Genomic DNA, 11,637 nt, shown 5'->3' with positions numbered 1-11,637 from the left:
TCAGCTACGGCCGGTTTCGGCCTTTCCCGAACGGCAGCTTTGGGTCGATTGCGGCCTTTCACCAATGTCAGCAAACGGCCGCTATCCGCCGTCAAACGCCTTGGGCTGGGACGTGGAAGTCCGGACGACCAGCTTGGTCGGGTAGATCTTTACCTTCGGCGGCAGCATTCTGGACTCAGGCGAATGCAGCAGATCGGTAAGGAACCTCGCCGCGCACTCGCCCTTTTCCAATAGCGATTGGCGGATGGTGGTCAGCCCCTTCTCGGCCGCTTCCGGGATGTCGTCGAAACCGACCACAGAGACATCGCCCGGCACGGCGACGTCCAGCGACTGGGCCGCTGCCAGGCAAGACAACGCCATGACGTCCGAGCAGGCGACCACCGCCGTCACTTCTTGCTTGCGCAGCAGGGTCTCGGCGGCGGCCTTGCCCACCACGGTATCGAAGCCGCCGGCTTCGATCACGTGCAGGTCCTCGAAGCGCAGGCCAACCGTGGCGGCCTCTTCCAGGTAGCCAGTCAGGCGCTCGCGAACGATCATTTCGGTGGAGCGGTTGTAGCGTCTCTCGTCGACCATGCCGCGATAGCCGTCAGGCTTGAGGCGCTCCAGCAGAATGCCTATCCGCCGATGGCCCAGGCCAAGCACGTGGCGCATCTGTTCGCGCGCGGCACCACGGTCATCGATCCCCACGTAGGGCACGCCCTCGATGCGTGGCGAGTCGACCACGACGAAGGGGATCTTGCGCTTGATGAGGTACTGGATGGTCGGATGATCGTCCGGCAGGGTCGAGATGATCAGCCCGTCCACCAGGCCGCGCACCGCCATGTGTACGTCGCCGCCCTGGCCATCTTCTTCCAGACGCCGGCTGTTCATGGGGAACAGCGTCAGGGCGACGTTGGACAGTTCGTTGATATTGCTGATGCCGCGCAGCAGTGCGGTGGCCCAGGGGTCGTCGATGGCGTAGGACAGCTGGTCCATGACGATCAGCCCGATGGCGCCGATACGCCCCGAGCGCAGGCTGCGCGCGCGCAGGTTGGGTCCCGGATAGCCCAGCTCCTCGGCGACCGCGAAGATGTGCTCACGCTGCGCCGCCGATACCTTTGGCGAGCCGCTGTAGGCGTAGGAGACCGCTGGCTGTGAAACGCCCGCGGCAAGCGCTACGTCCTTCATGGATATCATCGCAAGCACCTCTGGATATGACGCGGGCTACCGCGTTGACGACAGAAAAAAGGGCTCCCGGACCGGCTGCCGACAACCTATGCCAGACCGTGAGCCCCGTCCCGGGCCCTGCTCGGGCACCGAGGCGCAACAGTTGAAATCAGTTGGCAAGCGGCTCAGCCACCGGCCAGGCTCGCGAGGATCTGCTCATGAAGCCTCCGGTCCCCGCTTACCACGACAGCACCGCCGTGCTGCGCGTCGCCACCCTCCCAGGTGCTGACGACGCCGCCCGCCCCCTCGATGATCGGGATCAGCGCCTGGATGTCGTACGGCTTGAGGGCAGGCTCGATGACCGCATCCAGTTGCCCCAGGGCGACCATGCAGAAGGCGTAGCAGTCACCGCCATAGCGGGTCATGCGCACCCTCCCGGCGACCCTCTGGAAGGACTGCTGGTGCCCGGCAGTGGCGAAGTTCTCCGGGCTGGTGCTCATGATGCTTGCCTGCTCCAGGCGATCGCAGGGACGGCAGCCAATCACGCGGCCATTGAGCCAGGCCCGCGCGCCATTTCCGCAGAAGCGCTCGCGGGTGAAGGGCTGGTCGACCACGCCCACGAGCGGACGGTTGCCGTCGTTGAACGCCACCAGCACACCCCACAGGGGAAGCCCGGTGATGAATGCCCGAGTGCCATCGATGGGGTCCAGCACCCAGTGACGTCCCGAACGGCCGACTACCCTGCCCTCCTCTTCACCCAGGATGCCGTCGTCCGGATAGCGTTGCGCAATCAGCTCGCGCATCAATCTTTCAGCAGCACGATCCGCTGTAGTCACTGGGTCGAAGTGCCCCGCGTCCTTGTTCTCCAGCTCATAGGTGGAGCGAAAGTACGGCAGCACTTGCGCAGCGGCAGCATCGGCAAGCTCCTGGGCGAAGCTCAGGTGGCAGGCAAGTTCGGATTCGGAAAGCGACATCACTTGAGTCCTCGGTCTGCTTGGGTAACGGTGCCGGCCATCCCTGGCGGGCCCTGTGTTGCTTACTGGGTTAATGGATGCGCTTCTCGCTGTCGCGGTCGAACAGCACCACCTTCTCCATGTTCACGCTCAGGCAGGCACTACGGCCGGACTGCACGCTGCGCGGCTCCAGGCGGGCGATCACCTCGGTGCCGCCGAGGGTGAAGAAGGCCAGGGTGTCCGGTCCGGTCGGCTCGATCACCTCGACATCCACGTCGAAGGCGCCGGGCTGCCCGGCCGTCACGCTGCGGAAGGTTTCCGGGCGGATGCCCACCAGCACATCGCGGCCGGAATACTGCCGTGCGGTCTCGTCCGAAATGTGCACGTCACCCAGGCTCACCGTGCTGCCGTCCGGCTTGCGGAACAGCAACTGCGGGCCGCGGTCGGTCAGGCGGAAACTGGCCGGGATGATGTTCATCGCCGGCGAGCCGACGAAGCGCGCCACGTACACAGAGGCCGGCGTGTCGTAGATGGTTTCCGGGTCGGCCAGTTGCTGCACGTAGCCGTCCTTCATCACCGCGACCTTGGTGGCCATGGTCATGGCTTCGATCTGGTCGTGGGTCACGTAGACGATGGTGGTGCCCAGGCGCTGGTGCAGCTTCTTGATCTCGGTGCGCATGTCGACCCGCAGCTTCGCGTCGAGGTTGGACAGTGGCTCGTCGAACAGGAACAACTTGGGGTTGCGCACCAAGGCACGGCCCATGGCTACGCGCTGGCGCTGACCGCCGGAGAGCTGCGAAGGCTTGCGCTCCAGCAGCGGCTCGATCTGCAGCAGCGCGGCGACCCGCTTGACTGCCTCGGCGCGCTCGGCCGCCGGGACCTTGCGGATCTTCATGCCGAACTCGATGTTCTCGCGCACGCTCATGGTCGGGTACAGCGCATAGGACTGGAACACCATGGCGATGTCGCGATCCCTGGGCGACAGCTCGTTCACCCGCTGGCCGGCGATGCGGATCTCCCCGGCGCTGATGTCGTCGAGCCCGGCGATCAGGTTGAGCAGTGTGGACTTGCCGCAGCCCGAGGGGCCGAGCAGCACCAGGAAATCGCCCGGATCGATGGAAATATCCACCCGCTTGAGAATATCGAGGTCGCCGTAGCTCTTGCTCACGCCGTCGATCTGAAGAGTTGCCATAGTTCTTTACCCCTTGACTGCGCCAGCGGTCAGGCCACGCACGAAGTAGCGACCCGCCAGGATGTAGACGACCAGAGTTGGAATGCCGGCGACCATGGCGGCAGCCATGTCGACGTTGTACTGCTTGCGGCCGGCGGTGACGTTGACGATGTTGTTCAGCGCGACCGTGATCGGTGTGTTGGAGCCGGAGGTGAAGGAGACGCCGAAGAGGAAGTCGTTCCAGATCTGGGTGAACTGCCAGATGCAGGAGACCACGATGATCGGGATCGAGGCCGGCAGCATGATGCTCCAGAAGATGCGGAAGAACCCTGCCCCATCCACCAGCGCGGCGCGCGTCAGATCACCCGGCAGGCCGATGAAGTAGTTGCGGAAGAACAGCGTGGTGAAGCTGATGCCGTAGACCGTGTGGACCAAGATCAGACCCTTGATCGATCCGGCCAGCCCCAGATAGCCCAGCGACTGGGCGATCGGCAGCAGCACCGCCTGGAACGGCAGGAAGCAGCCGAACAGCAGCAGGCCGAAGAGCACATTGGCGCCCTTGAATTCCCACTTCGTCAGGGTGTAGCCGTTCAGCGCTCCGATTAGTGTCGACAGCGCCACCGCCGGCACCACCATGAGGATCGAGTTGAGGAAGTAGCCGCGCAGCCCGACGCACTCGGTGCCGATACACGCGCTGGACCAGGCCTTGTCCCAGGCCTCGAAGGTGATGTGCTGCGGCAAGCCGATGAAGGAGCCGTTGTAGATCTCATCGAGGTCCTTCACCGAGGTGACGAGCATCACCCACAGCGGCATCAGGTAGACCAGCGCCACCAGCACCAGCGCCAGGTAGATGAACAGGCGCCCGCCCAGGTAACGGGAGAAGCCTTGCAGGTCAGTGCTCATCGCGGCGGCCTCGCAGTTCCGAGTAGAGGTAAGGCACGATGATCGCGGCGACGGTCATCAGCATCATCATTGCGCTCGCCGCGCCCACGCCCAGCTGGTTGCGGCGGAAACTGGCGGCGAACATGAAGGTCGACGGCAATTCGGTAGAGCCGCCGGGGCCGGCGTTGGTCAGCGCCAGGACCAGGTCGAAGCTCTTGATCGCGATGTGGCTGAGCAGCACCACGACGCTGAGGAAGGCCGGACGCAGCATCGGCACGATGATCCGCCAGTAGATCTGCGGCAGGCTCGCGCCCTCGATCTGCGCGGCCTTGATGATCGAGTTGTCGATGCCGCGCAACCCCGCCAGGAACACCGCCATGGCGAACCCCGAGGACTGCCAGATACCGGCAATCACCACCGTGTAGATGGCGTAGCGGGGGTCGACGATCCAGTTGAAGACGAAGCTGTCCCAACCCAGGTCGTTGACCACCTTCTGGATGCCCAGCCCCGGATTGAGAATCCATTTCCAGGCGGTGCCGGTGACGATGAAGGACAGCGCCATCGGGTACAGATAGATCGCCCGCAATGCGCCCTCCGCCCTCACCCGCTGGTCCAGCAGAATCGCCAGCAGCAGGCCGATCAGCACTGCGCCGATCAGGAACAGGCTGCTGAAGACGAACAAGTTGACCACCGCGGTGTGCCAGCGCTCAGTTGCCCAGAGGCGCACGTACTGTTCCAGGCCGACGAAGTCGTAAATGGGCACCACCTTGGACGAGGACAGGGAAATCCACGCCGTCCAGGCGATGAAGACGTAGACCGCGATCAGCACCACGAAGGTACTGGGGGCCAGGACCAGCTTCGGCAGGTGCCGGGCCAGCCAGCGCCGTGCGCCGGAAGGTGGCGTGGAGCGGCCGACTTCGGCCACTCCCGCTTCCACTTCGACCAGGGCGCGAGGCGACTTCAGGGAAGTATCTTGCATGACGATCACCGCGCGTTATCGATGCCCTGGACCAGCATGTTCACCGCATCCTGCGAACTCATGTCGGTCACGAAGAACTTGCTCGCCACATCCTGGAACACGTTGGCGAATTCGGCCTGGCTGGCGAAACCATGGGTCATGGCGCCGACCAGTGCGCCGGACTTGAGCGCCGTGGCGCGGTCCTCGGCAGCCTTGATGCCGCAGCTGTCGTAGTCGGAGATATCGACATCGGTACGCGCCGGGATCGAGCCCTTGATCAGGCTGAAGTCATGCTGGGTCTTCTTGTCCATGGTCACGTCGGCCAGCAGCACCTGGGCCTTCTGCACCGCCGGGTCCTTGACCTTGAACATGCCGAAGGTGTCCATCACGAACTGGAAGGAAATCTCCTTGCCGGGGGTCTCCAGGCAGAGGAAGTCGCTACCCGGCTTCATGCCCTTGGCGAGGAACTCGCCCTTGGCCCAGTCGCCCATGAACTGCATGGCCGCCTTGCCGTTGATCACCATGCCGGTGGCCACCGCCCAGTCGCGGCCGGGGAAGTTGTTGTCGGCCAGGCCACGCACCTGGCGCAGGGTGTCGAACACCTTGACCATCTGCGGGCTGCCGAGGGCGTCCTTGTCCAGGTCGATGGCGGTCTTCTTGTAGAAGTCGGCGCCGTAGAGGTCGATCAGGATCGCGTCGAAGACAATGCCGATCTGCCAGGGCTCATCGCTGATCGCCAGCGGTACGTAGCCGGCCGCACGCAGCTTGTCGCCCATGCCGATCAGCTCGTCCCAGGTGTGCGGCGGCTTCACCCCGGCCTTCTCGAAGGCTTTGGCGTTGGCCCACAGCCAGTTCTGCCGGTGAGTGTTGACCGGCACCGCCTTCCACTCGCCGCCCTGCTTGAGGAACGGCTTGAGGGGATCGGGTACCGCGGCGTCCCACTGGTTGGCCTTGGCCTCCTGATCAAGGCTGGCGAGCATGCCCTGTTCGGCCCAGATCATCCCTTCGTGCCCGAGGAACTGCATGGCAGCCGGCGGATCACCTGCGGTCACCCGCGCCCGCAGCGCCTGCTGGGCATTGCTGCCGCTCATGCCGCCGACGGCCGAATCGACCCAGGTCACGCCCTTGGCAGCAAGGTTCTGCTTAATCACGGTGACCGCCTTCACCTCGCTGTCGGAGACCCAGGAGTGCAGTACCTCCAGACGCTGTTCGGCCATCGCGGCAGAAGCGCCCAGCGCCGCGCCGAGCAAGGCGATGCAGGCGCAGAACCTGCCTGGATTGACGGGGCCATGCCCCTTCGCTGGCTTGTGTGTTTTCACCTGTGTTGCTCCTGTCTTGTAGGTTTTGGATGAAGCGATGAAACGACCAGGTACGGGCTCGCCGGGGCCCTGGATGGCCCGGTCGAGCGTCGATTCGGCCGGCTGACCGGCAGTGTTGGAATGCGAAGAAAGTGGGCTAGAGCCGCAGCCGCAGGACGTGGCTGGACACGGCCGGCGCAACGCCGCCGGCCCGCACGGTGGCGAGGTCGGCCCGCAGGCCGCTGGACGCCACTCCCTCGATGATCGAGCCCGCCAGCGCGCCGGAATTCGTGTTCATGGGTGGGTACCTCGCTCGTGTCTTGTTATCGAGTTATTCGTATAACTCGTTTCTTTCGAAGCTATCACCACCGCCTGGCTTGTCAATGGGCTTGTTTAGCAGAGTCGTTTTTAGGAAACCGGCGCAGTGACCAAATGGTCAGAATTCCCGTAGAGCATCGGCACCGCCTCTCAGATTTCGCCTACAAGCCGCATTATCGGCGGATCTGGCGACATATCCAAAAGCGACAAAATGCGTTTCGAGCGAGTCGAAGGCTCATCTTTCAGCCACCGAATACAGCCTGGAAGCCGCGCCCCAGGCTTGGCATCGCCTTGGTCGACGCCTGGTATTGACAAGACTTCTGCTGGTGGTAATGTGAAATTAAGGTTATACGTATAACCCCTAGCCGATTACGCCACGCCAAAAACAAGATCGAGGTGAAACCATGGCCAGCTCCCTTCATGACCCGTGCGGCTCCACCCCGCATGCCGGCCAGTCCAGCTCGCAACCCGCGGCCTCCCGGCACGCCCTTGCGGGTCACTTCTTCGTCTTCCTGCCCGATGCCGCTGCGCTCTCCGATTACCCGGAGGTGATCGCACCGGCGCAGAACGCCGCGCTCTGCGCAGCCAAGGCGCAGGAGAGCACCTCGATCCCAGGCCGCGGCAGCCACCGCGCCGCCTGAATCCACTCAAGAAAACCAACGAGAACAACCAACCAGCGCAATGCCGCCTGCGCTCCGGGCACTCCCCTGCCCGGAGCTCGCCGCCGGCTCTCGCAAAACAGCAACACCGGAGGTAACCAACCGTGACCCGTGTCCTTTACCTGTATGGCGGCTGGCCCGGCCATTTCCCCTACGAAATCGCCGCCTGGGCCCGCGAGCTGTTCGCCGAGCTCGACTTCCAGGTCGAGGAATCGACCGACATCTTCACCCTCGACCGCGACCTCACCGGCTATGACCTGATCGTCATCGGCTGGAACAACGCGGTGACCACCGAGACCCTCACCGCCGCCCAGGAAAACCGCCTGCTCGAAGCCATCGAGAGCGGCACCGGCCTGGCCGCCTGGCACGGCGCCGGGGCGGCCTTCCGCGCCAGCCTGAAGTACCACTTCGTGCTCGGTGGCTCGTTCCTCGAACACCCCGCCGGCGAGGGCTACCCACATCCGTACATGGTCAATTTCATCGACCGCGAGCACGAGGTGACCCAGGGCGTGGAGGACTTCGAGGTGCGTTCCGAGCAGTACTACATGCAGGTCGACCCGAACCTCCACGTGCTGGCGGAAACCACCTTCGACGGCAACCCGATGCCCTGGCTCAAGGGCCACCGCAGCCCGGTCGCCTGGGTCCGCAACTGGGGCGAGGGGCGCGTCTTCTACCACTCCATCGGCCATGACACGAGCAACCTCGCCGACCCGAACATCCGCCGCCTGACCAAGCAGGGCCTGAGCTGGGCCGCACGCAAGCCCGCCTGAGCCATCACCGACCACCTGAAGGAGCATCGACATGCCCAAACTGACCGGCAGCCAAGTGGTTGCCCAAACCCTGAAGAACTACGGCGTCGAGTACGTCGCCGGGATTCCCGGCCACGGCATCTGGACCCTCACCGACGCCTTCCTCGAAGAAGAGTCGAAGCTGAAGTTCATCCAGGTCTTCCACGAACAGAGCGCCGTTCATCTGGCCGACGGTTACTACCGCGTCAGCGGCAAGCCCATGGCCGCAGTGACCTCCATCGGCGCCGGCGCCAGCAACACCGTGATCGGCATGGCCACCGCGTTCACCGACTCCACCAGCCTGATGCTGATCACCGGCGGCCCGCCCACCCACATGCGCGGCCATGGTCTGCTGCAGGAACTGGAGCGCTACACCGACAACGACTTCCCGAAGATCGCCGAGGCTGTCTCCAAGCGCCACTGGGTCGCCACCCGCGTTGAAGAGATGCCCTTCATCATGCACCGCGCCTGGAGTTCGATGATGACCGGCCGCCCCGGCCCGGTGCACATCGAGATCCCGATGGACGTGCAGGCCGAAGCCGCCGAGGTGAACCTGCACGCCATCGAGGAGCGCACCCCGGTCGGCAAGGTCTTCCCCGACCCGGCTGCGGTGGCCAAGGCTGCCGACGTGCTGCGCGAGGCCAAACGCCCGGTCATGGTGATCGGCGGCGGCGTGATCACCGGCGAGGCCTGGAACGAAGTCCTGGCCCTGGCCGAGCTGTGGCAGATCCCGGTGGTGACCACCTGGAACGGCAAGAGCGGCTTCCCCGAGGACCACCCGTTGTTCGCCGGCAGCGTCGGCCAGACCGGCACCCTGTGCGGCAACGCGATGGCCTCCAGCGCCGACGTGATCCTCGCCGTGGGCTGCCGTTTCACCGACTGGTCGTCCTCCAGCTACGCCAAGGGCGTCACCTTCTCGATCCCACCGGGCCGGTTGATCCACATCGACATCGACCCGCACGAGATCGGCAAGAACTACCCGGTGACCGTGGGCATCGTCTCCGACGCCAAGTACGCGCTGGCGCACCTGGCCGACGCCCTCAAGGGCCAGAGCGTGGACCGCAGCGATTACATGAAGGACCTGCTAGCCCGCCAGACCGAGTGGGAAGAGAAGCTGGCCACCCGCCGCGACTCCGACCGCTTCCCGTTCACCTCGCAACGCCCGCTGGGTGCCCTGCGCAAGGTGTTCCCGCGCGACACCATCGTGGTGGTCGGCTCGGGCAACACCCAGGGCGCGGTCAAGCAGACCTTCCCGGTCTACCAGCCGCGCACCCACCTGACCTCGGGCGGTTTCTCGTCCATGGGCTGGGCAGTGCCGGCGGCCATCGGCGCCAAGCTCGCGGCGCCGGACCAACCGGTGGTGTGCATCCTCGGCGACGGCGACTTCCTGATGACCAACCAGGAAATCGCCATCTGCAAGACCAACGGCATCCCCGTGGTGTTCATCATCCAGAACAACGCCGGATACATGTCGATCCGCGGTGGCCAGCGCAAGCAGACCAGCCGCCACATCGGCACCGAGTTCAACACCCCGGACGGCGAGCCCTACTCCCCGGACTACAAGGCCATGGGCGAATCCTTCGGCCTGCGCTCCTGGCGCGTGGAACGCCCCGAGGACCTGGAACCTATCCTCAAGCAGGCGCTGGAGTGCAACGAGCCGGTGCTGATCGAAGTACCCACCGACCGCGACGCGGCCGGGCCCTGGGTACCGGGCTGGTGGGACTTCCCGATCCCCGAGTACATCACTGACGAGCGTCAGGATGAGTACTGGGAACTGCGCAACTCCGAACAACACCTGTAAGAGGTGAGGAAGGCTCTGATGAGCGATCTGCTGTTTTCGACTCATTCAGCGCAGCGACCGGAACAGGGGGCGCCGGCCAGCCGGCGCACCCTGTCGCTGGTCGAGCCTGATGAAAGCGGGCTGGTGACGTGCGATGTGGCGATCATCGGTTCGGGCATGGGCGGTTCCACCTTCGCCTATGCGCTGCGCAACCAGGGACTCTCGGTGGTGGTGATCGAGCGTGGCGACTTCCTGCCGCGCGAGATCCACAACTGGAGCGCCCAGGCGGTGTTCGGCGAAGGTCGCTACCGCAATGCCGAGCAATGGCTGGATGCCGACAACAAACCCTTTGCCCCCGGCGTCTTTTATTACGTCGGCGGCAATACCAAATTCTACGGCGCCATGCTGCCGCGCTTCCGCGAGGCCGACTTCGGCGAAATCCGCCATGCCGAAGGCGTGTCGCCAGCCTGGCCGGTGAGCTATGCGGAAATGGAGCCGTACTACTGCGAAGCCGAGGCCCTATACAAGGTGCACGGCAACGCCGGCGCCGACCCGACCGAGCCCTGGCGCTCGCAACCCTACCCGTGGCCGGCGCTGCAGCACGACCCGGCGCTGAGCGCGCTGGAAACCGCCATGCGCCGCGAGGGCCTGCAGCCTTTCGCAATGCCGGCGGCGGTCGACTTCGGCGAGGACCGCCCCTGCGTGCTCTGCTCCACCTGCGACGGCTACCCGTGCCTGGTGGACGCCAAGGGCGACGCCGAACTTTCCGCCCTGCGCCCTGCTCTGCAGCGCGGCAACATGCGTCTGCTCAACCGGACCAAGGTCGAGCGGCTGCTGACCAGCGAGGATGGCAGCCAGGTCACCGAGGCCGCGGCCACCCGCGACGGCAAGCCGGTACGCATTCAGGCCGGGCGCTTCGTGCTTGCCTGCGGCGCGGTGAACACCGCGGCCCTGCTGCTGCGCTCCGCCAGCGAGCAACACCCTGCCGGGCTGGGCAACAGCTCGGGGCAGCTCGGGCGCAACTACATGGTGCACAACAGCACCTTTCTGGTGGCAGTCGATCCGCGCCGGCGCAACGAGGTGATGTTCCAGAAGACCCTGGCGTTGAATGACTGGTACCTGCCGACCCGCCACAACATGTTCCCCCTGGGCAACGTGCAGATGCTCGGCAAGATCCGCGAGCCGATGATCTCCGGCATGCGTCCCTGGGTGCCGAAGACAGTGTCGCGCTACCTCACCGACCACAGCGTTGACCTCTACCTGACATCGGAAGACCTGCCCACGACGCAGAACCGCGTCGAGTACGACACCGTGCGCGATGCGATCAAGGTGTTCTGGACGCCCAACAACCTCCAGGCCCACGAACAGCTGGTGGAAAAGACCACCGCGCTGATGCGCTCGGCGGGCTACCCGCTGGTGCTCACCGAGCGCATGGGCATCGGCACCAACTCCCACCAGTGCGGCACTGCGGTGATGGGCGAAGATAGCAGTCGCAGCGTGCTGAACCGCGATTGCCGCATGCACGACCTGGGCAATGTGTGGATCGTCGACAGCTCCTCGTTCCCCTCCTCCGCTGCGGTCAATCCCGCGCTCACCATCGCGGCCAACGCGCTACGCGTGGCGCACGGCTTCCTGCACCCGGTAACCAGCGACGATCAGTGATCGTCCTTCAAGAGAACAAGAG

11 protein-coding genes are annotated in these 11,637 nt (G+C 64.9%); 4 read left to right on the top strand and 7 right to left on the bottom strand.

What is annotated here, in order from left to right; translation table 11 throughout:
- Positions 1-81 precede the first annotated feature (81 nt).
- The 7 genes from PNI01S_RS21190 to PNI01S_RS28460 all read right to left on the bottom strand — a co-directional run bounded on the left by PNI01S_RS21190 (position 82) and on the right by PNI01S_RS28460 (position 6,706).
- Positions 82-1,176 (bottom strand): LacI family DNA-binding transcriptional regulator, encoded by a 1,095-nt coding sequence (locus PNI01S_RS21190; protein ID WP_084358966.1) that lies wholly within the window; start codon positions 1,174-1,176, stop codon positions 82-84.
- Positions 1,177-1,331: 155 nt separating this feature from the next.
- The gene (gene hisN, locus PNI01S_RS21185; protein ID WP_084358965.1) at positions 1,332-2,120 is read right to left on the bottom strand and encodes a histidinol-phosphatase; all 789 of its coding nucleotides are present in this window, start codon (positions 2,118-2,120) and stop codon (positions 1,332-1,334) included.
- A 70-nt stretch (positions 2,121-2,190) separates the two neighbouring features.
- The gene (locus PNI01S_RS21180) at positions 2,191-3,291 is read right to left on the bottom strand and encodes an ABC transporter ATP-binding protein (RefSeq protein ID WP_084358964.1); all 1,101 of its coding nucleotides are present in this window, start codon (positions 3,289-3,291) and stop codon (positions 2,191-2,193) included.
- Between the two features lie 6 nt (positions 3,292-3,297).
- Entirely contained in the window at positions 3,298-4,173 is an 876-nt protein-coding gene (locus tag PNI01S_RS21175; protein WP_045217853.1) for a carbohydrate ABC transporter permease, read from the bottom strand.
- Positions 4,163-5,131: a carbohydrate ABC transporter permease gene (locus PNI01S_RS21170; protein WP_045217901.1), complete on the bottom strand. Its 969-nt coding sequence runs from the start codon at positions 5,129-5,131 to the stop codon at positions 4,163-4,165. Before PNI01S_RS21170 ends, PNI01S_RS21175 begins: the two co-directional genes overlap by 11 nt.
- Positions 5,132-5,136: 5 nt before the next feature.
- Positions 5,137-6,429 (bottom strand): ABC transporter substrate-binding protein, encoded by a 1,293-nt coding sequence (locus PNI01S_RS21165; protein WP_218191856.1) that lies wholly within the window; start codon positions 6,427-6,429, stop codon positions 5,137-5,139.
- A 136-nt stretch (positions 6,430-6,565) separates the two neighbouring features.
- Positions 6,566-6,706, bottom strand: a complete 141-nt coding sequence (locus PNI01S_RS28460) for a hypothetical protein (RefSeq protein WP_159457349.1) — start codon at positions 6,704-6,706, stop codon at positions 6,566-6,568.
- A 424-nt stretch (positions 6,707-7,130) separates the two neighbouring features.
- Here PNI01S_RS28460 and PNI01S_RS21160 point away from each other — a divergent pair, with 424 nt between their 5' ends.
- The 4 genes from PNI01S_RS21160 to PNI01S_RS21145 all read left to right on the top strand — a co-directional run bounded on the left by PNI01S_RS21160 (position 7,131) and on the right by PNI01S_RS21145 (position 11,615).
- Positions 7,131-7,367: a hypothetical protein gene (locus PNI01S_RS21160; protein WP_045217854.1), complete on the top strand. Its 237-nt coding sequence runs from the start codon at positions 7,131-7,133 to the stop codon at positions 7,365-7,367.
- A gap of 122 nt (positions 7,368-7,489) precedes the next feature.
- Complete coding sequence (locus tag PNI01S_RS21155) at positions 7,490-8,155, top strand: ThuA domain-containing protein (protein WP_084358963.1); 666 nt, start codon at positions 7,490-7,492, stop codon at positions 8,153-8,155.
- Between the two features lie 31 nt (positions 8,156-8,186).
- A complete protein-coding gene (locus PNI01S_RS21150; protein ID WP_045217856.1) occupies positions 8,187-9,974 on the top strand; it encodes a thiamine pyrophosphate-binding protein in 1,788 nt (595 codons plus the stop codon).
- Positions 9,975-9,992: 18 nt separating this feature from the next.
- Positions 9,993-11,615, top strand: a complete 1,623-nt coding sequence (locus PNI01S_RS21145) for an FAD-dependent oxidoreductase (protein WP_084358962.1) — start codon at positions 9,993-9,995, stop codon at positions 11,613-11,615.
- The last annotated feature ends 22 nt before the right edge of the window (positions 11,616-11,637 follow it).

It is taken from the genome of Pseudomonas nitroreducens NBRC 12694, from assembly GCF_002091755.1.
GTDB classification, from domain to species: Bacteria; Pseudomonadota; Gammaproteobacteria; order Pseudomonadales; family Pseudomonadaceae; genus Pseudomonas; species Pseudomonas nitroreducens.
Note: the sequence above shows the minus strand (reverse complement) of the source record. Positions and strands in the feature narration are given on the sequence as shown.